The 18,669-nt window shown below is 71.7% G+C and carries 17 protein-coding genes and 2 pseudogenes; 5 read left to right on the top strand and 14 right to left on the bottom strand.

Annotated features, from left to right (window positions below; genetic code table 11):
- The first annotated feature begins 81 nt into the window (after positions 1 to 81).
- Positions 82 to 984, top strand: coding sequence for a pyridoxamine 5'-phosphate oxidase family protein (locus ACSURM_RS37630; RefSeq protein WP_436960699.1), 903 nt, complete (start codon positions 82 to 84; stop codon positions 982 to 984).
- A 26-nt stretch (positions 985 to 1,010) separates the two neighbouring features.
- Here ACSURM_RS37630 and ACSURM_RS37625 read toward each other — a convergent pair whose 3' ends face one another.
- Positions 1,011 to 1,691, bottom strand: a complete 681-nt coding sequence (locus tag ACSURM_RS37625) for a CBS domain-containing protein (RefSeq protein WP_436960697.1) — start codon at positions 1,689 to 1,691, stop codon at positions 1,011 to 1,013.
- A gap of 187 nt (positions 1,692 to 1,878) precedes the next feature.
- On the opposite strand from ACSURM_RS37625, the gene ACSURM_RS37620 reads away from it, so the two are divergent.
- Genes ACSURM_RS37620 through ACSURM_RS37610 form a run of 3 tightly spaced genes read left to right on the top strand, consistent with a single transcriptional unit; the run spans position 1,879 to position 5,656 of the window.
- On the top strand, positions 1,879 to 2,754 hold the full coding sequence (locus ACSURM_RS37620; protein ID WP_436960695.1) for a universal stress protein: 876 nt from the start codon (positions 1,879 to 1,881) through the stop codon (positions 2,752 to 2,754).
- Positions 2,755 to 2,796: 42 nt separating this feature from the next.
- Positions 2,797 to 5,199, top strand: coding sequence for a glycoside hydrolase family 65 protein (locus tag ACSURM_RS37615; protein ID WP_436960693.1), 2,403 nt, complete (start codon positions 2,797 to 2,799; stop codon positions 5,197 to 5,199).
- 22 nt (positions 5,200 to 5,221) lie between these two features.
- Positions 5,222 to 5,656: a universal stress protein gene (locus ACSURM_RS37610; protein ID WP_436960692.1), complete on the top strand. Its 435-nt coding sequence runs from the start codon at positions 5,222 to 5,224 to the stop codon at positions 5,654 to 5,656.
- Positions 5,657 to 5,718: 62 nt separating this feature from the next.
- Here ACSURM_RS37610 and hypE read toward each other — a convergent pair whose 3' ends face one another.
- The 13 genes and pseudogenes from hypE to ACSURM_RS37545 all read right to left on the bottom strand — a co-directional run bounded on the left by hypE (position 5,719) and on the right by ACSURM_RS37545 (position 17,623).
- Entirely contained in the window at positions 5,719 to 6,759 is a 1,041-nt protein-coding gene (gene hypE, locus ACSURM_RS37605; RefSeq protein WP_436960690.1) for a hydrogenase expression/formation protein HypE, read from the bottom strand.
- Positions 6,756 to 7,877 (bottom strand): hydrogenase formation protein HypD, encoded by a 1,122-nt coding sequence (hypD, locus tag ACSURM_RS37600; RefSeq protein ID WP_436960689.1) that lies wholly within the window; start codon positions 7,875 to 7,877, stop codon positions 6,756 to 6,758. The genes hypE and hypD overlap by 4 nt, the downstream gene beginning before the upstream one ends.
- Positions 7,878 to 7,910: 33 nt before the next feature.
- Entirely contained in the window at positions 7,911 to 9,290 is a 1,380-nt protein-coding gene (locus tag ACSURM_RS37595) for a Ni/Fe hydrogenase subunit alpha (RefSeq protein ID WP_436960687.1), read from the bottom strand.
- Positions 9,287 to 10,132: an oxidoreductase gene (locus ACSURM_RS37590; RefSeq protein ID WP_436960685.1), complete on the bottom strand. Its 846-nt coding sequence runs from the start codon at positions 10,130 to 10,132 to the stop codon at positions 9,287 to 9,289. Before ACSURM_RS37590 ends, ACSURM_RS37595 begins: the two co-directional genes overlap by 4 nt.
- On the bottom strand, positions 10,133 to 10,942 hold the full coding sequence (locus ACSURM_RS37585; protein WP_436960683.1) for an FAD/NAD(P)-binding protein: 810 nt from the start codon (positions 10,940 to 10,942) through the stop codon (positions 10,133 to 10,135).
- Positions 10,939 to 11,394 carry a cyclic nucleotide-binding domain-containing protein gene (locus ACSURM_RS37580; RefSeq protein WP_436960681.1) on the bottom strand — a complete coding sequence of 152 codons (456 nt, stop codon included), beginning with the start codon at positions 11,392 to 11,394 and terminating at the stop codon, positions 10,939 to 10,941. Before ACSURM_RS37580 ends, ACSURM_RS37585 begins: the two co-directional genes overlap by 4 nt.
- Positions 11,391 to 12,557: a 4Fe-4S dicluster domain-containing protein gene (locus ACSURM_RS37575; protein ID WP_436960679.1), complete on the bottom strand. Its 1,167-nt coding sequence runs from the start codon at positions 12,555 to 12,557 to the stop codon at positions 11,391 to 11,393. Before ACSURM_RS37575 ends, ACSURM_RS37580 begins: the two co-directional genes overlap by 4 nt.
- On the bottom strand, positions 12,554 to 12,808 hold the full coding sequence (locus ACSURM_RS37570) for a HypC/HybG/HupF family hydrogenase formation chaperone (protein WP_189997688.1): 255 nt from the start codon (positions 12,806 to 12,808) through the stop codon (positions 12,554 to 12,556). Before ACSURM_RS37570 ends, ACSURM_RS37575 begins: the two co-directional genes overlap by 4 nt.
- Positions 12,781 to 15,165 (bottom strand): carbamoyltransferase HypF, encoded by a 2,385-nt coding sequence (gene hypF / locus ACSURM_RS37565; RefSeq protein ID WP_436960678.1) that lies wholly within the window; start codon positions 15,163 to 15,165, stop codon positions 12,781 to 12,783. Before hypF ends, ACSURM_RS37570 begins: the two co-directional genes overlap by 28 nt.
- Positions 15,162 to 15,668 (bottom strand): hydrogenase maturation protease, encoded by a 507-nt coding sequence (locus ACSURM_RS37560; protein ID WP_436960676.1) that lies wholly within the window; start codon positions 15,666 to 15,668, stop codon positions 15,162 to 15,164. Before ACSURM_RS37560 ends, hypF begins: the two co-directional genes overlap by 4 nt.
- Before the next feature lie 168 nt (positions 15,669 to 15,836).
- Complete coding sequence (locus ACSURM_RS37555; RefSeq protein ID WP_436960674.1) at positions 15,837 to 16,046, bottom strand: hypothetical protein; 210 nt, start codon at positions 16,044 to 16,046, stop codon at positions 15,837 to 15,839.
- Positions 16,047 to 16,686: 640 nt separating this feature from the next.
- Positions 16,687 to 16,983 (bottom strand): annotated as a pseudogene (locus ACSURM_RS37550) (transposase); the annotation flags it as partial.
- A 217-nt stretch (positions 16,984 to 17,200) separates the two neighbouring features.
- On the bottom strand, positions 17,201 to 17,623 hold the full coding sequence (locus tag ACSURM_RS37545; protein WP_436960672.1) for a hypothetical protein: 423 nt from the start codon (positions 17,621 to 17,623) through the stop codon (positions 17,201 to 17,203).
- A 705-nt stretch (positions 17,624 to 18,328) separates the two neighbouring features.
- Here ACSURM_RS37545 and ACSURM_RS37540 point away from each other — a divergent pair.
- A pseudogene (locus ACSURM_RS37540) lies at positions 18,329 to 18,572 on the top strand (transposase); the annotation flags it as partial.
- Between the last annotated feature and the right edge of the window lie 97 nt (positions 18,573 to 18,669).

The following is an 18,669-nucleotide window of genomic DNA, read 5'->3' as shown; positions in this document are numbered from 1 at the left end:
CGGAGGGCTGCCGTCCCGTGCGGCCGTGCGGCCCGCGTGGCAGGTTGGATACAGCACCATTCTGAGGAGAGGGCGGCGATCATGCGAGCTCACCTCGGAGACCAGCTCGTCATCGAGAACGCGGCGACCGGAGCGGCCAGGCGCGACGGCGAGATCATCGGGCTCCACCACGACGACGGAACACCCCCCTACGACGTGCGCTGGTGGGACACGGGCGAGGTGACCCTGATGTTCCCCGGCCCCGACGCCCGCATCCGTCATCCGGAACATGAGCGACAGGAGCCCGCAGGCGAGGCGGAGCCGACTGCCACGACCACGGCGCGTCCGGCCGGAGCGGCCGATCCCGGCGACATCGGCCGGCGCATCGCGGCCGAGCGTCGGCGGCTTGGGCTCAGCCGGGTCGAGACGGCGCGGCGCGCCCGGATGTCCCCCGGCTACCTCGCGTATGTCGAGGAAAGGCCCGGCGACCCGACCCTCGCGACTCTCATCAGGCTGGCCGACGCGTTCGGCACCACGGTCGCCGCACTGCGGGGCGGGGGCATGGAGCTTCCGCCCGGGCAGGGCCACGCGCTGCTGCGTCCCGAGCTGCGGGACCTCGGCCAGGAGGAGTGCCGCACCCTGCTCTCCACACACGGCGTGGGCCGCGTCGCGGTGTCCGGGCCCGACGGCCGTCCCGTGGTCGTCCCCGTCAACTACGAGGTCGTCGAGGACGCCATCGTCTTGCGGACCGCGCCCGAATCCGTCGTCGCCAGGGCGGCGGAGACGGAAATCGCCTTCGAGGTCGATCACGTGGACGAAGCCCTGAGCCAGGGCTGGAGCGTCCTCGCCGTCGGCCCCGCGAGCGTGGTGACGGATCCGGAGGTCATGCGCGAACTCGGCCGGAAGGCGCACACCACACCGTGGGCCGGCGGGGAACGCGACATGTGGGTGTCGATCCGGCCCACGCGTCTCACGGGCCGCCGGATCACTCCGGCTGACGGATAGGCCCGCGTTACGCGCCGCGTCGTCCGTCACCGCGCGGCCGCGAGCGGGCCCGTACAGGGCCCTTCGCCACGGAGCCGGGAATCGACACCCACTACCCCCTCCAGCCCTCCGACAAGGCGTTCGGCGACCCAGATGAGGGAGGTGTCGTGGACGGGCCCGCGGAGGGTGACGACCCCGTTCAGTACGGACACGTGGATGGCGTGGGCGTGCCGCGGGAACAAGTAGGAGACCACCGTGCGGCGGACCTCCTCCTCGATGTCCTCGTCCGGCCGCAAGAACACCTTCAGCAGGTCACCACGGCTGACGACGCCGCACAGCCGGCCCTCGTCATCGATGACGGGCAGCCGTTTGACGTGGTGCACGGCCATGAGACGAGCCGCCCGGGCCAGGGTCTGCCCCGATCCCACCGTGATGGCGGGCGCGGTCATCACCTCCTCGGCGGTCCTGCCCTCCGCCTTGATCGCTCCCGGGCCACGTCGGCCCCGTTCGGAACCGGCGGCCTCGTGGCACCGGGACTCCTCCTTGGGCAGCAGGTCCGCCTCGGACACCACGCCGACGACCCGGCCGTCACCGTTCACGACCGGCACGGCGCTCACATGCCGCCGGACCATGACGCGCACGATCTCCTTGAACGGCGTGCCGGATCCGACGACCACGGCGGGCGCGGTCATCACGTCACTCACGATGTGCGGCGCGGCGACGGGCATGTCCTCGGCCTCTCATTGCCGTGCGGAAGGCGGCCGGCTCGCCCCTGCCTCCAGCATCACCGCGGCCGGGACCACCGCAAACCGGCCGCACCGCCGGCCCGGAAGAGCCGCGTGTCGCGGCACCGGGCGGGCGGTGCGACCGTAGTCATAAGGGCCCCGCAGCCGGACGACGAAAGCGGTGACTGCCATGAACCTCCCGTTGGTCGTGGGCGTCGACGGCTCCGACTCCAGCCTGGCGGCCGTCGACTGGGCGGTGGACGAGTCGGCACGGCACGGACTGCCTCTTCGTCTGCTCCATGCCTCCCTCTGGGAGAACTACGAGGTGACACGTCCCTCCTTCAGCACCGTCCGGCATGCCGAGAAGGTCATGGCCGACCACATCGTGGCCTCCTGCGTGGAGCGGGCCCGGCGGCGGAATCCCGAACTGCGGGTCTCGGGGGAGGCCGTGACCGAGGATGCCGTGTCCGCGTTGTTGCGCGTGGGGCCGGAGGCGTTCGCTCTGGTCACGGGCTCACGCGGGCGCGGCCAGGTCGCGGGGATGCTGCTGGGGTCCGTCAGCCTGACCGTGGCCGCTGGCGCCGTCTGCCCGGTCGTCGTGGTCCGGGGCGAGGGGCCCGGCCGACGGGAAACCGCGGGCCGGGTCGTGGTGGGTGTCGGTGACGCGCCCGGCGGTGCGGGGGCCGTGCGGTTCGCCGTCCGGGAAGCCGAGCTGCGGGGCTGTGCCCTGACCGCCGTACGCGCCTGGCGGAGCCCGTCCCAGGAGCCCGTGGACCACATGCTCATCGCCGACGACGCCGCCCGGTCACGGGAGCAGCGGGCCGCCGCCGACCTCGACGCCGCGCTGCGCGAGGCGGTACGGGAGCATCCCGGGGTCGACATCGATCTCCGGCCTGTCGAAGGCCCCGCCCACCGGGTTCTCCTGGACGCCTCGGCCGGGGCCGACCTGATCGTCGTGGGCGCCCAACGCCGCCACGGTCACTTCGGCCTGCAGCTCGGCAGGGTCGCCCACACCCTCCTCCACCATGCGCCGTGCCCCGTCGCCGTCGTCCCCCAGCGGGTCTGAACCCCGGGCCGCGGCCGTCGGCAGGAGAGGCGAGGGTGGCTGATGTCTGAATGGACATGGGAGTGGAGGGGTCACATACCCGCCGCCGAGCAGCTGCGTGAATCCCTCTGCGCTCTCGGCAACGGCTACTTCGCCACGCGCGGGGCGCTCCCGGAGTACCGCGGCGGCCTGGTGCACTACCCGGGGACCTACGCGGCCGGGTGCTACAACAGGCTGGAGTCGACCGTGTCCGGACGGCGAGTGGTCAACGAGGACCTGGTGAACCTGCCGAACTGGCTGCTCCTCCGGTTCCGCCTGCGGAGGGCCGACGTGTGGGGGCCGTGGGTCTCCCCAAACTCGTATGCCGTCCTCGATCACGGACACGTGCTCGATCTGCGCCGTGGCACGCTCACGCGCACCTCCCGCTATCGGCTCGACGGCACGGCCGTGCTCGGCGTGGAGCAGATCCGCCTGGTGCACATGGCAGACGCGCACCTGGCCGCGCTGCGCACGATCATCACGACCGACGGCTGGTCGGGGCAGATCGAGATCGAAAGCTCGATCGACGGTGGCGTCTTCAACGGCAATGTGCACCGGTACCGCGCCCTCAACCGCCACCATCTGGCACATGTGCGGACCGGCGCCCAGGAGCCGCACACGGTCTGGCTGAGCTGCCGGACCAGCACATCGGACATCTCCGTCGCCCTGGCGGCCCGGACGACGGCCGGCAGCACCGACGCTCCCTCGGTCTCGTCGGTGCTCTCCCCGGCCGGCCACCAGGCCGTTCACCGGCTGGTGGCGACCGTCGCTCCGGGACAGCCCGTGACCGTGGACAAGACCGTGGCACTCCACACCTCCCGGGACACGGCGATCGGCAACCCTGTGAGCGAGGCCGTCGACCGGGTATCGGCGGCACCCGGCTTCCCCGTCCTGCTGGACTCGCACGTGGCCGCCTGGAAAGGGCTGTGGCGGCGAGCGGACATCCGGGTCCCCGGTGAAGCCGGCCGCATACTGCGCTTCCACCTCTTCCACGTCCTGCAGACACTGTCACCGCACACGGCGGATCTCGACGTGGGTGTTCCCGCCCGTGGACTGCACGGCGAGGCGTACCGGGGCCACGTCTTCTGGGACGAGCTGTTCGTTCTGCCCTACCTCAACCTCCACCTGCCGGAAGTCTCCCGGTCCCTGCTGGACTACCGACACCGGCGACTCCCCCGGGCGTGCGGAGCGGCGGCGGCCACCGGCCGGGCCGGGGCCATGTACCCGTGGCAGAGCGGCAGCGACGGCCGCGAGGAGTCCCAGGAGTGGCACCTCAACCCTGCCTCGGGACGCTGGCTGCCGGACCACTCCCGCCTGCAGCACCATGTGGGTTCAGCCATCGCCTACAACGTGTGGCAGTACTGCGCGGCCACCGGCGACACGGAATACCTTCATACGAAGGGGGCGGAGATGCTGCTGCAGATCGCCCGCTTCTGGGCCGGCTTCGCCGTCTTCGACCCGACCTCCGACCGTTACCGGATCCGCGGCGTCGTCGGTCCCGACGAGTACCACGACGGCTACCCCGGTTCGCCCCGGCCCGGACTGGACGACAACGCCTACACCAACGTCACCGCGGCCTGGGTCCTCACCCGTGGTCTGGACCTCCTGCGGCGTCTTCCCTCGTGGCGCAGGGAGGAACTGCTGGACCGGCTCGGGCTGGGCGCCGACGAGCTGACGAGGTGGGAGGAGGTGTCCCGGCGTTTGCGCGTGCCGTTCCACCAAGGCGTCATCAGCCAGTTCGAGGGCTACGACGGCCTCGCCGAACTGGACTGGGAAGCCTACCGCGCCCGCTACACCACCATCCGCCGACTGGACCGCATCCTGGAGGCCGAGGGCGACACGGTCAACCGCTACAAGGCGTCCAAACAGGCCGACGTCCTCATGCTGGGCTACTTGTTCTCACCCCCCGAACTGCGCCACCTGTTCCAACGGCTCGGCTACGACTTGGACGACGACGTCTGGAACCGAACGGTCGACTACTACCTGCGGCGCACCAGCCACGGCTCCACACTCAGCGAACTCGTCCACGGCTTCGTCCTCGCCCGGGCCCGGCGGGCCGACGCGTGGCAGTACGTTCACGAGGCCCTGAAGGCGGACATCGCCGATATCCAGGGCGGGACGACGGGCGAGGGCATCCATCTGGGCGCCATGGCCGGGACGCTGGACCTGGTGCAGCGTGGTCTGACCGGTTTGGAGACGCGCGCGGACTCCCTCCGCCTCGACCCGGTGCCGATGCCCGCGCTCTCCGAGTACGGCTTCACGGTGCACTACCGCGGCCACTGGGGCGTCGGCGTACTCAACCGGAGCGGACAGCTCGACATCAGCGTGCCCGACTCCGACGAGTCGCCGATCCGCGTGGTGCTGGCCGACCGCGCTGTGACCATGGCGCCCGGTGAGACCTGCACCCTCGCGCTGTCTGACGGTTGAACTGTGTGGAGAGGTGAGACGCATGGGTACGGAAACTGCCCGGCCTCGTGTCGTCGTGGGCGCCGACGGTTCGCCGGACTCGCACGCCGCGCTGCGGTGGGCCGTGCGATACGCCGAGCTGATCGACGGCACCGTGGACGTGGTGGTGGCCTGGGACATGCCCGGTGCGTACGGCTGGGCGGCCCTGGCCGTGGACGCGGATTTCGACGAGGCCGTCGCCCGGCAACTGCTGAGGAATGAGCTGCGCGAGGTGCTGGGGGCGGAGCAGGGCGACTCGGTCAGGGCGCTCGTGGCCCGTGGTAACACCGTGGAGGTCCTGCTGACGGCCGCCGAGGGAGCGGCTGCGTTGGTCGTGGGCAGCAGGGGGCGCGGCGGGTTCGCCCGCGCTCTGCTGGGGTCTGTGAGCCAGCACGTCGCTCACCACGCGAAGTGCCCCGTCGTCATCGTCCGCCCCTGATCATTGCGAAGGACGGTGCCGGCAAATCTGGCGGACGCCCCCCGGGCAGCCGGCCGGTCAGCTCAGCAGATACGGGGCAGTTGTTCGCCCAGTGGCATGTCGATGAGGCGCTGGGCGCCGATGAGGGTGCGCAGGACGACGCGGCCCGCGGGGCCGTCGGTGACATCGCCGATGCGGGTGGCGTGCCGCCCTTCGGGAAGGGCACGCATCAGGCCGAGTGCCTCGTCGGCGGATTCGGGGGCGACGAAGGCGACCATGCAGCCTTCGTTGGCCACGGTGAGGGGGTCCAGACCCAGCAGGTCGCAGGCACCGGCGACGGGTTCGGGGACGGGGAGGGCGGTTTCGTCGATGCTGACGTGGACCCGGGAATCGCGAGCGATTTCGTTGAGGGAGGCGGCCAGGCCGCCACGGGTGGGGTCGCGCAGGGTGTGGACGTGTGCGCCCAGCGGGGCGAGGGCGTCGACCAGGCGGTGCAGGGGCCGGGTGTCGGAGGTGATGTCGGAGGCGAAACCCAGGTTGTCGCGGACGCTGAGGACGGCGGTGCCGTGGGCGCCGAGCGGTCCGCTGAGCAGGACGGCGTCGCCGGGCCTGGCGCGGGCGGCGGAAGGGTTCAGACCGGGCAGACGGCGGCCGATGCCCGTGGTGGTGATGAAGAGCCCGTCGGCCTGGCCACGGCCGACGACCTTCGTGTCTCCGGCCACCACCGGTACCCCCGCTTCGGCCGCCGTCTTGCCCAGGGAGGCGAGAATGGTGTCCAGCCGGGCGAAGTCCAACCCTTCCTCGATGATCAGGGCCACCGTGAGGGCGAGCGGCCGGGCTCCGCGCATCGCCAGGTCGTTGACGGTGCCGTTGACGGCGAGGGTGCCGATGTCGCCGCCGGGGAAGAACAGCGGGCTGACGACGAAGGCGTCGGTGGTCATCACCAAGGTGTCGTCGCCCGGCAGCGGGGCGGCGTCCTCCAGCGGCCCGCCGGTGGCTGCCGCGGCCGGGGCGAGGGCCGGGAGAACGTGGGCCTCCAGGAGTTCGGCCGACAGGCGTCCGCCGGCGCCGTGGCCAAGGAGGACGCGGTCGTCCCCGGTCGAGGGCAGGGGGCAGGTCGTCATGCGGGGCTCCCGGAGGACGTGTCGATGCCGGCGGAGGTGCGGCCCGCGGCGTGGAAGGCGGCGCAGGTTCCCTCGGAGGAGACCATGGGGGCCCCGAGCGGGGTGAGGGGCGTGCAGGCCGTTCCGTACGCGGTGCAGTCGGTGGGCAGCTTGGCGCCGGTGAGGATGGCACCCGAGATGCAGGCGGGCTCTTCGGCGGAGCGGAGGGAACCGACGTCATAGCGGCGGGCGGCGTCGAAGCGGGCGAACTCCTCGGCGAGGGCGAGACCGCTTCCGGGCAGCGGACCCAGGCCGCGCCATACCTGGTCGCAGACGCGGAACACGTGGGCAACGGCGGTCTGTGCGGCGGTGTTGCCCTCGCGGCGCACGGCTCGGGCGTACTGGTTCTCGACCTCGGCACGCCCCTCTTCGAGCTGGCGCACGGCCATGTGGATGCCTTCCAGCAGGTCCAGGGGCTCGAAGCCGGTGACGACGATGGGCACGCCATGGCGCGCGGCGATCGGTTCGTAGGCGGTCCAGCCCATCACCGTGCAGACGTGGCCTGCGGCGAGGAATGCCTGGACCTCGCAGTCGGGGGATTCGAGGAGTGTCGTCATCGCGGGCGGGACCATGACGTGGCTGACGAGGACACTGAAGTTGGTCAGACCCAGACGGTCGGCGTGGAGGACGGCCATGGCGTTGGCCGGTGCGGTGGTCTCGAAGCCGATGGCGAGGAAGACGACCTCGCGGCCGGGTTCGGCACGGGCGATCTCGACGGCGTCCATCGGTGAGTAGACGACGCGTACGTCCGCGCCGCGGGCCCGTGCCGACAGCAGGTCGGTGGTGGTTCCCGGTACGCGGAGCATGTCGCCGAAGCTGGTGAAGATCACGTCCGGCCGGGCGGCGATGGCCATCGCCCGGTCGAGGGTCTCCAGCGGTGTGACGCACACCGGGCAGCCGGGACCGTGGATCATCCGGATGCCGGCGGGCAGCAGTTCGTCGATGCCCTGGCGGACGAGGGTGTGGGTCTGGCCTCCGCAGACCTCCATGATCCGCCAGGGGCGGGTGGCGATGGCCCTGGTCTCTTCCAACAGGTGCCGGGCGAGTACGGGGTCCCGGTACTCGTCGAGATAGCGCACCGGCGGGTTCCTTTCACGAGCGGAGCGACGGTCTCAGAGGTGCTCGACCGTGAGGTCGAGGAAGTGCGCGGAGCAGGAGATGCACGGGTCGTGGTTGCGGATGGCGCGTTCACACAGCAGGCGCAGCTCGTCGTCGTCGAGGTCGTCCGCCCCTGGCCGGCTGTCGAGGTGGGCCTGTACGACGGAACGGAGGTGGCCCTCGATCGCATCCTGGTTCTGGGCGGTGGGCGGGACGAGGGAGGCATCGGTGACGGTGCCGTCGGCGGTGAGCCCGTAGCGGTGGTAGAGCAGGCCGCGTGGGGCCTCGGTGGCGCCTCGGCCGGTCCCGGCACGGGGTGGCACGGGCACGGCCGGAGCAGAGGGCGGCTCGTAGGCGTTGATCAGGCGCAGCGCCTCGTCCAAGGCGTAGACGACCTCGACGGCGCGCACCAGGATGCTGCGGAAGGGGTTGCGGCAGACGGCGCCGGCGCGCGGGTCGCCCAGTCCGGCGGCGTGCGCGGCCTGGAGGGCGAGGGGGGACAGCCAGCGCCCGCTGATGGCGTACCGGGCCAGGCAGCCGGTCAGGTGCGGACGGCCGTCCAGGGCGGAGTACAGGGCGGTGGAGTGCGGAAGCTGGCGTTCGACGACGTGCTGCTCGAAGTCGTGGAGGGGGAAGGTCCGGGTGGGCAGGGCGCGGATGCTGTCCGGGGTGAGGCCGGCGGAGGCAGGGGCGGGCATGACCGTCGGTGTCCCGCCCTCGATGGCGTAACGGCCGGGCTCGGCCAGCGCCAGCAGCTGCGCATCGCAGCCGGCGTCGGGGAAGTCGAAACCGGCCGCCCACTCCACGGTGTGCAGGGCGTCTTCCCGTGCCCGGCGCAGGCGTTCGGCCAGCGGCGCGAGTTCCGCGCGGGCGGGGGTGCGGTGGAAACCGCCGAGCCGGACGTTGATCGGATGGATCGACCGCCCGCCGAGCAGCGCGACGATGGCGTTGCCCGCCTGTTTGATCCGCAGGCCGCGTTCGACGTCGGCGCGGTGGCGGCGGGCCATGGTGATGGCGTCGGGGTAGCCGAGGAAGTCGGGGGCGTGCAGGAGGTGGATGTGCAGCGTCTGGCTCTCGATCCACTCCCCGCAGTACAGCAGTCGCCGCAGGGCGGCGACCGGACCGGAGACCGTCACCCCGCAGGCGTCCTCCACGGCTTTGCACGCGCTCATCTGGTAGGCCACCGGGCAGATGCCGCACACGCGGGAGGTGATGTCCGGCGGTTCGGTGTGGGCACGCCCGCGCAGGAACGCCTCGAAGAAGCGCGGGGGTTCGTAGATCCGCAGTTGGGCGACGGTGACGCGGCCCTCGTCCACGCGGAGGTGGAGGGCGCCCTCGCCCTCCACGCGGGAGAGCCCGCCGACGTGGACCACCCGGGAGCCCCGGTGCGTCACCGCTCCCCCTCAGACCGCTCGACGGTGTCCCGGCCGGGGTGCTCCAGCGCGGTGGAGGCTTCAGCGAAGTCGGGCGCGGCGGCGTTGAAGGTGCGCAGCACCCGCACCACATCGGTGTCCGTCATGCCGTCCCGGCGCAACAGCGGGACGAAGGCGGGGAGGTTGGTGGAGGCGGAGGGCCCGAAGCAGCCGTAGCAGCCGCGCCCGTACGACGGGCACAGGGCGCCGCACCCGTCGTGGGTGACCGGTCCCAGGCACGGTACGCCCTTGGCGACGGGCAGGCAGACGGTGCCGCGGCGCTTGCAAGGGAAGCACACGGAGTGGTCGGGGATGTCGGGGCGGCGGCCGGTCAGGAAGGCCGTGATGACCTCCAGCAGCTGCCCGCGGTCGATGGGACAGCCGCGCAGCTCGAAGTCGACCGGCACGTTGAGGGCGATGGCGGTGGACTCGTCGAGGGTGTCGATGTACTCGGGGCTGGCATAGACGACCGCACGGTACTCGGCGACATCGGCGAAGTTCCGCAGTGCCTGGATCCCCCCGGCGGTCGCGCACGCGCCGATGGTGACCAGGTGGCGGGAGACGGCCCGGATGTGCTGGATACGCGCGGCGTCCTGCGGGGTCGTGATGGAACCGTCGACCAGGGAGAGGTCGTACGGTCCCGGTCCGGCGGTGCTGGTGGCTTCCAGGAAGTAGGAGACCTCCAGCTGCCCGGCGAGCGGCAGTAGTTCGTCCTCGCAGTCCAGGAGGGTCAGCTGGCACCCGTCGCAGGAGGCGAACTTCCATACCGCCAGGGTCGGTCGGTGGCCGGCTCGGGGGCGGGGTTCGTGGTCGTCGGTGGTCACTCACAGCTCCCGTACGGAGAGGAGGGGTTCGGCCCGGTCCCAGGTGGCGACGGGGCCGTCCCGGCACAGCAGCAGCGGGCCGAGCTGGCACTGGCCGCAGTGCCCGGTGCCGCAGCGCATGGTGCGTTCCAGAGAGAGGAACACGTGCGTGGCGGGAACACCGCGGTGGGCGAGGTCACGGGCGGTGGCACGCATCATCACCTCGGGGCCGCACAGATAGGCGGTGGTGCGCGGGGGGTGGAAGGGCACTCGGTCCAGCAGCGCGGTGACGACGCCCACCTCCCCGTTCCAGTGTTCGTCCGGGCGGTCCACGGTGACGGCGACCCGGGCCCGCCCGCTCCAAGAGCCGTACTCGGAGCGGTAGAGCAGGTCGGCGGGGGTTCGCGCACCGATCAGAAGGGTGATGCCGGTGTGGTGCTGAGGCTCGGCGAGTGCCGCCTGGAGCAGCGGGCGCAACGGGGCCAGTCCGAGACCGCCCGCGATCAGCAGCAGCTCCCGGCCGTGGGCCGCCGTCAGGTCCCAGGGGGTGCCGTAGGGGCCGCGCACCCCCACCTGCTGTCCGGGCCGCAGGTCGTGCAGCGCCCGGCTGACGGGTCCGACGGCGCGCACGGTGTGGGTCAGGCCGGCCCCGGAGGAAGGGGTACCGGCCAGTGAGAGGGGGACCTCGCCGCAGGGGAAGGCGTAGACCATGGCGAACTGGCCGGGGCGGAAGGGGGGCAGTGCCGCCTCTCGAGATCTCAGGCCGAGGGTCGCGGTGTCGGGTGTCTCCTGATCGCGGCGCACCACCTCGTAGATCCGGGGAAGGCTCACCGCACGCCTCCGTGGGGTGGCCCGTACAGGTCGAGGAGCCGCATCCGGGTGGCCCGCAGGCGCTGGCCCACCACCGCGGCGACCGCGCGCGCCACGACGTATCCGAAGCCGGTGTCCCGCTCGCAGGCGGCACGCACGGCGGACGCGTCGAACTCCTTGGCGTCCACGGGGGCGAGGGCGCGGGCGCCCAGGTGCCAGCGGTAGGGTTCGAAGAGCCAGGACCAGCCCAACAAGTCGCCCTGCCCGAGCGTTTCGATGACGGGCGCGGGACGCCCCGGAACCTGGATGTCGAGCGCCACCGAGCCCCGGGACAGGATCCAGAACCGGTCCGCGATCTGCCCTTCGTCGAAGAGCCGGTGCCCGGGCGGGAAGGACACCGGGCGGGCCAGGGTGTGCAGTGTTTCGCGCTGGTCCGGGGTCAGGCCCTCCGCGAAGCCGACCGTGTCCGTCACGGGTTTCCCTTCCGCTCGGGCGTGTCCGCCTCGCCCTGTGCGCACGCCGTTCGCTCGGCCTGCAAGGCGTGCGCCTCCTCGGTGATGTCGATGGCGACCGGGCACCACACGATGCACCGGCCGCAGCCCACACAGCCGGACATGCCGAACTGGTCGTGCCAGGTGCCGATCTTGTGCGTGAGCCACTGCCGGTAGCGGCTGCGCCCGCTTTGCCGGACCGATCCGCCGTGCATGTGGGTGAAGTCCAGGTCGTAGCACACGTCCCAGCGCCGCCAGCGCTCGGCGTGGTCGCCGGTGAGGTCGGTGACGTTCTCGGTAGTGGTGCAGTAGCAGGTCGGGCAGACCATGGTGCAGTTTCCGCAGGTCAGGCATCGGGCAGCTACGTCGTTCCAGCGCTCGGCCTCGCGCGAGTCGCGCATCAGGTCCCGCAGGTCCACTTCGGGCATGGTGCGTCCCATGCGCCCGGCGGCCCGGTCGACCGCGTTCCGGGCCGAGTCGGCCGTGGCAGCGTCGGCGGGCAGGCGGGGCAGTTCGGCGAGCACCTCGGCTCCGGCCTCGCTGCCGGCCCGTGCCCAGAAGCGGTGCCCGCGCTCGTCGTCCACCTCCGTCAGCACCAGGTCGTAGGAGCCGTGCGCGGCCGGACCGGTGCCCATGGAGACGCAGAAACAGGTGGCCCCGGGTTCGACGCACTCGACCACGACCAGGAACGCCCCGGCGCGGCGCCGCCGGTAGACGTCATCGGTATGCGGACCACCCATCAGCACCCGGTCCTGGGTGGCGATGGCGGCCAGATCGCAGGGGCGCACGCCGAGGAACGCGTAGGACGGCGGCCGGTCAGGCTCGTGCGTCACGGTCACTGTGCCGTCCGGACCGCGGTCGGCGCTCCACTGCCGGACCCGCTGCGGATGCAGGTAGTACTTCCACGACTGCGGGCCGGCGCTGTGGGAGAAGGCCATCCGGTCGGCGCGGCGCCGGAGCCGGTAGGTGCCGGCCTCCAGCTCCACGCCCCACCCGTAGGGCAGTTCGCGGGCTGACGTCAGCTCGGCCAGCACGATGGCGTCGTCGCGTACCGTGGGGCCCACGACGACGCGCCCGCGCCGGATGAGGGTGGACACCAGTGCTTCCAGCCCCGCGGTGCCGATGACCGCCGTGTCGCCCGTCATGGCAGCGGCTCCCCCAGCTCGTCCTCCACGCCGCCCATGGCGCGCAGCACGGCGAGGGTGCGCTGCGCCTCGGCCTCGTGCACCTGGGTGATGGCGAAGCCGACGTGGACGATCACGTAGTCCCCGATGCCCGCTTCGGGGGTGTACTCCAGGCAGGCGTCCCGGCGCACGCCGCCGAAGTCGACGGTCGCCATCCGCACGCCGGCCTCGTCACGGGCGTCGATCACGCGTCCTGGGATGCCCAGACACATGGCGTCTCCCCCTTTCTCTCGCGTTCCTCCGCGAGCCGGGCGGCGGCCACCGCCGCCTGGCCGAAGCTGATACCGCCGTCGTTGACGGGCACCACGCTGCCCACGAGCACCTCCAGCCCCGCTCCGCGCAGCCGCCCGCGGATCTCGTCCAGCAGGCGGAGGTTCTGGAAGCAGCCGCCGGACAAGCACACGACGGGCGGGGCGCCGTCCGCCACGGCGCGTTCCACCAGTGCGGCGGTCGCCGCGGCGACGGTGGAGTGGAACCCCGCCGCCAGGCGCCGGATCGGCTCTCCTTCGGCCCGTCCCCGCAGCAGTCCGGTCAGGGTGGGCAACGGGTCGTACACCCACAGCGCGTCATGGCCGTCCCCGGCGCGGACCAGCCGCCACGGCAGCGGCTCCTCCTCCACGTCACCGGCTGCCGCCTCAAGGGCGACCGCTGCCTGTCCCTCGTAGCTGACGCGGTGGCACAGTCCCAGGATGCTCGCCGCCGCGTCGAACAGCCGCCCGCAGCTGGAGGCGCGGGGACAGTTCACCTCGCGGTCCACCATGGCATGCAGCGCACGAACCTCGTCGGCGGACTGCCCGGCCGTGAACGTGTCCGTCAGTTGCCGGGAGGGCGGCGGGGAGCCCAGCTCCTCCGCGCCGAACAGATAGCCCAGCGCCATACGGAAGGGCGCGCGCACGGCCGCTTCCCCGCCCGGCAGGGGCGCGGTGCCGAACCGTCCGACGCGGCGGTATCCCCTCAGGTCGGCGACGAGCACCTCCCCGCCCCACAGTGTGCCGTCATCGCCCAGCCCCAGGCCGTCGAGGGCGACGCCGGTGAACGGACCGGCCAGCCCGTGCTCGGCCGCGCAGGCCGCCACATGGGCGTGGTGGTGCTGAACGGCGATGCGCCGCTCGGCCGGCCATCGGGAGACGGCCCATCGGGTGGAAACGTATCCGGGATGCAGATCGTGGGCGACCACCTGCGGATCGATCCCGGCCAGCCGTGACAGGCCGTGGTAGGCCGCCTCGAAGGCGTCCACGGTTCTCGGATCCGCCAGGTCTCCGGTGTGCGGTCCGGTCACGGCGCGGTCGCCGGCCGCCAGAGTAAAGGTGTGCTTCAGCTGCGCTCCCACCGCGAGAGTCGGGATCGGGCCGGCCACGGGCAGCCGCATCGGCATGGGGGCGTAGCCGCGGGCACGGCGGATGGTGAGGGCCTGACGGCCCAGGGTCGTCACCACCGAGTCGTCGCAGCGGGCGTGGATGGCGCGGTCGTGCGTCAGGAAACCGTCCGCGATGTCGGCGAGGCGCGCTCGGGCCTCGGCGTCGCCGGTGGCCAGGGGCTCGTCGGCCAGGTTGCCGCTGGTGCACACCACCGGCCGGTCCACGTCGCGCGCCAGCAGATGGTGCAGCGGGCTGGCCGGCAGGAAGAGCCCGACGCGTAAGGTGCCGGGGTGGACTCCCGTCGCGAGGGGTGAGGACGGGCGTGCCGGAAGCAGCACGATGGGGCAGGCGGGCGAGTTCAGCAGCTCGCGTTCGACCGGCCCGACGTCGGCCAGCCGCCGGGCCATGGCCAGGTCCGACACCATCACGGCGAAGGGCTTGTCGGGGCGACGCTTGCGGCGACGTAGCGCGGCCACGGCGGCCGCGTCGGTGGCGTCGCACACCAGTTGATAACCGCCCACCCCTTTGACAGCAACCACGCGTCCCTCGCGGACCGCGTCCGCGGCGGCGCTCATCGCTGCCTCGCCCTCGCACGCCGCTGCCGGTGTCCACCACGAGGCCCGGGGTCCGCAGCGAGGGCAGGCCAGCGGCTCGGCGTGGAACCGCCGGTCCGCCGGGTCCGCGTATTCCCGCGCGCAGGCCGTGCACAGGGTGAAGTCGCCCATCGTGGTGCGTGCTCGGTCGTACGGGAGGCCGGTGATGACGGTGGCCCGTGGACCGCACGCGGTGCAGTTGATGAAGGGGTAGCGGTAGCGACGGTCGCCGGGTGTGAAGAGTTCGCGCAGGCAGTCGGCGCAGGCCGCCGCGTCCGCCGGGACTTGACGCACTGGCCCAGTAGCCGACCCCGCTGTGCTCTCGAGTACGACGAAGCCCGAACCAGGGGCGATTCCGTGGGGGTCGGTGGCCTCCAGGCGGCCCACGGTGACGGTGCCGACGAGGGCCAGGGGCGGCGCCTCGTCCCGGCAACGGGCCAGGAACCGCTCCAGAGCGTCCCGCGGTCCGGCCGCCTCCGCGACCACGTGACCGTCCACGTTGCGTACCCAGCCGTCCAGGCCCAGCGCGTTGGCCGTACGGTGGACGAACGGCCGGAAGCCCACGCCCTGGACGGTTCCGGAGATCTCGATGCGCCAGGTCTGCCTGACTCCGCTCATGCCGACAGGTCCCTCAGGGCCGCGCGGTGGCGGAGAATCTCTCGCCGTACGCGGTCGGCCACCGACGCGACAGCGTTCTGGACCGGCACGGAGAGACCGCGGCCCACCGAGGCGTCCTCACCCTCGATCGCGAAGACGACCAGCCGCTCCGGCAGCCATCCGAGAACGCGAGCCAGTTCCACGGCCTCGCCCAGTCCCAGGCCGTGCGAACTGGCCGCGGACGACGCGGCCAGTTCGCCTCGTGTGACCTCCAGCCGGTGCACCCGGCCGGGGCATCCGGGATGGGCGTGCGCGGCGTCGACGACGATGCCGAGCGACGCGCCCCGCCAGGTCCCGATCAGCCGCCCGGGGTCACCGTCGGAGAAGGCGAGTTCGACGCCGGTCAGAGCGGGCGCCGGGGGCTCCGGCTCGGCGAGGTGGTCCACCACCGCCCACCCCACGCCGTCGTCACGGCGGAACTCATTGCCCACGCCGATGACCACGATCCGCCCTGCGCCGTCCATGCGGGCCAGTCTTTCCGAGCAGAACACCCACTGCGGGACTGACGCGCCCCGCTGACACCCGTTCGGACTCCGTAAGGGCTGCCGACCGTCAGCCGGGGACGTCGTCGAGGTGGGCGTCGCAGTGCAGCAGAGCATGGGCGTTCATGACGGTGATGCCGGTTTTACTCGTTATCCCCATGTCAAAGGCCCGCTCGGCCGCCCCGTGACCAGCCGGTGCGTCGACATGGTGTGCACGGTCGGCTCCCGCCAGGCTCCGAACCCCGTGCTGCCGATCGTGCCGACGCCGTAGTGAGTGAAGTGGGCGCACTCCGGCCACAGCTCCAAATCCGTCTGCGACAGCGGCTCGACGAAGACCGGAGCCCCCTCCAGCAGAACCATCTCACTGTCGAACCATGTCCGTCGTTCACCAGCTCACGCGAACTGCGATCGCTGCGCAGGGCCATCGGTGGGAAGCCGGTGCCGTGGGCACTCAGCCGAGCAGCACGGCCATGTCTGGGCAGGCCGCACGAGCCGGCCTGCCCCCGTCGACCGCCACCATGATTCTGGCCGAATACGGCGAGACAGGCAGTGGGCAACGCTCGCCGTCGCGCCGAAGGACGGGACGGTCAAGACAGCTTCGAAGGGGCTCTACTGGTCTCAGGCGGCGACGGCCATCCGTCTGCCCGGTTGGGGAGCACTGGTCTCCCCAACCGCAGCCCTCTCTTCGGAGGCAGTGAGGTCCGTGGTCAACCCGCAGATCGCTGCATCGCTACAGAATTCAGGGCAGCACACCTGTGGTCATCCTCTGTGCTGACCGACAAAGGCGGCTTCGATGAGGTCGTTGGCGGCTTCCCTCGACTGCCGGAAGCAGTACGGGAAGCGCCGTACGAGCGAGGACACGCTGACACCGACGCGCTCGGCGACCACGACGACGTCCAGGGCCGTGCGGTGATCCTTCAGCCACGTCGAGATGCGGGCGTCTCGCGGGTGAACATCGCATCCTCGGGGCGAAGACCTCGGCGTGCGACCTCGGTCCTCAGACCTGGCCGATCAGGTCGGTGCCGGCGACGGAGTCCTGCACGCTCGCCGCGGTGACCAGCGCCGCGAGCAGCAGTCCGAGGGTGTCGGTGACGATGCTCCGCTTGCGGCCCACGATCTTCTTCATCGCGTCCGTGCCCTGGCCGGCGGCCGGGACGCTGGTAGAGGTCTTGACGCTCTGCGCGCCGATCACGCACGCGGACGGCTCCGCGCCCTTGCCCTCCTTCTGCCGTAACGCTTGGCGGAGCATTCCGGTGAGCTGGATGAACACGCCGTCCTTCTGCCACTTGGCGAAGTAGCGCGCCCGTGGTGTCGACGGTGACCAGCGGCCATATGACACATCACGGGTCGGCGGCGGTCCGTCAGGCTCGCGTACGGCACCGCCTGCCGATCACCGTCCGGGTGAGGCGTGGAGGTGCCCGTGCTTCGCCACGGTCCCGGCGGAGTCGATCGTCACGCACCAAGGCGACACGGAGACCGGCCCCAAGGACCGGCCTCCGGCCTGCGGCCTATGTTCAGCTGACGGAAATCTTCTGCACGATCGCTGTCCCAGCAGGGCGCTTCACAGTGAAGACCTTGCTGCTGTACTGCTGGTCAGTTCCGTCGGGATCCTCGCAGGTGACGGTGGCCGTCGCCTTGGTCCCCGCTGACGGGATGTTCCGGAACCTCAGCGCGCCGAAGGTGGCCGACTCGTTGTCGGTCTCCACGCTCTTCGACTTCGTCTCCGGGTTGGTCTGGGTGCTGACGGTCACCGCCGTGGGAACCGAATCGTCCGCGAACCTCGCACAGCTCGCGGTCACCACGAGGTTGACTCTCGGACTGTTCACGTCAGCGTGCGCCGAAACGGCTGTCATGGGGTTGACAGCTGCCACTGCTGCGAGCGTGAGCACGGTGCTCCCGATGACTTTCACTCTTCTGCGACGAGCCTGGACGGGCATTGCAGCCTCCTCCATGGTTGGCTTGGACGGCCCTGTCGAGTGCGCCAACGGCGATGTCGCACCCCTGCCGACCCACCGCGTGCAGCGTGCACGTTCGAGTGCTTCCGCGGCCAGGAACCCCATCGTGACCTGCACTTCGCGCGCTGAGCGATTCGAGCGGCCCAGTCGGCACATGACGCATCGAAGGTCCCGCCAACCAGGCTCGCACAGCGTTCTGTCGCACGCAAACGGGCACTGCGTGCGGCAGGCGACACCGCGCTCCGCGGAGTGGTCAGGGATGTCCCCTCGGCGGTATGCCCCTCGATCGCGCGGCAACGTCGCACGCACGCTCCTGGTGGACAGTCCCATCGGGCGTCCCACGACGGAGACGCCCAGAAGCCTGGCGTGGCACCCACCGGGCCCGGGGCCCTCATCGGCACGAGGGGAGGACACGTCAGGCGGCAGGAGGTGGCGGCTCCTCGTCGCACCCCGGCCAGCCCGGTGACGCGGGAGGCCTTCGCTCGGACGCCAATTCCCGCAGGGTGACCATGACTTCCGGGGAGGAGCCGTGCCCATCACCGGAAGCTACGCCGGCTCCGGAACGCTTCCGGAGACTCGGACTTCTACCGCGCCGGCGTTCCCCGGCACTGTCGCCTGCTCTGTCGCCCCGGGCGGCGTGAGCTGACTCCTTCACTGCCGTCCCGGCTCCTTGGGGCGTTGAGCAGGGCCGCCTGGCTGGAGCTGTCCCTGGCCGCCATCGACCTCCTCCGCCTGGACTCAAGTGCTCTTGTTGAACGGCGAGTTGGCCACCGCTGAGCCGAACAAGCTCCGCTACCGGCTCCTCCATGCCGCGGCCCGCATCACCTGCGGCGCCCGCCGTCTACATCTGCGGATCGCCGCCACCTGGCCCTGGCGCCAGGACCTGGCAACCGCCCTGAACCGGCTGAAGGCCCTGCCCCGGCCCACCTGACCCGGCGCCGCCGTCCCTGCCCACCCAAGAGCCCAGGACCCTTGGAGAACCCGGCCTCTGTGTCAGCCCTCTGCATGCCCGCAACCCTCACACGGCC

The sequence above is a fragment of the Streptomyces sp. SudanB182_2057 genome (assembly GCF_964272715.1).
Classification (GTDB): Bacteria; Actinomycetota; Actinomycetes; order Streptomycetales; family Streptomycetaceae; genus Streptomyces; species Streptomyces rubradiris.
The sequence above is the reverse complement of the archived record's forward strand: the minus strand, read 5'-3'. Positions and strand labels throughout refer to the sequence as shown.

Coding starts and splice junctions, on each gene's coding strand:
- hypE (WP_436960690.1), bottom strand. CDS start 6,759: ATGACGACCTGCCCCCTGCCCTCGACCGGGGACGACCGCGTCCTCCTT.
- ACSURM_RS37555 (WP_436960674.1), bottom strand. CDS start 16,046: ATGGTTCTGCTGGAGGGGGCTCCGGTCTTCGTCGAGCCGCTGTCGCAG.
- hypF (WP_436960678.1), bottom strand. CDS start 15,165: ATGAGCGGAGTCAGGCAGACCTGGCGCATCGAGATCTCCGGAACCGTC.
- ACSURM_RS37625 (WP_436960697.1), bottom strand. CDS start 1,691: ATGCCCGTCGCCGCGCCGCACATCGTGAGTGACGTGATGACCGCGCCC.
- ACSURM_RS37615 (WP_436960693.1), top strand. CDS start 2,797: ATGTCTGAATGGACATGGGAGTGGAGGGGTCACATACCCGCCGCCGAG.
- ACSURM_RS37620 (WP_436960695.1), top strand. CDS start 1,879: ATGAACCTCCCGTTGGTCGTGGGCGTCGACGGCTCCGACTCCAGCCTG.
- ACSURM_RS37610 (WP_436960692.1), top strand. CDS start 5,222: ATGGGTACGGAAACTGCCCGGCCTCGTGTCGTCGTGGGCGCCGACGGT.
- ACSURM_RS37545 (WP_436960672.1), bottom strand. CDS start 17,623: ATGCCCGTCCAGGCTCGTCGCAGAAGAGTGAAAGTCATCGGGAGCACC.
- ACSURM_RS37575 (WP_436960679.1), bottom strand. CDS start 12,557: ATGACGGGCGACACGGCGGTCATCGGCACCGCGGGGCTGGAAGCACTG.
- ACSURM_RS37630 (WP_436960699.1), top strand. CDS start 82: ATGCGAGCTCACCTCGGAGACCAGCTCGTCATCGAGAACGCGGCGACC.
- ACSURM_RS37560 (WP_436960676.1), bottom strand. CDS start 15,668: ATGGACGGCGCAGGGCGGATCGTGGTCATCGGCGTGGGCAATGAGTTC.
- ACSURM_RS37570 (WP_189997688.1), bottom strand. CDS start 12,808: ATGTGTCTGGGCATCCCAGGACGCGTGATCGACGCCCGTGACGAGGCC.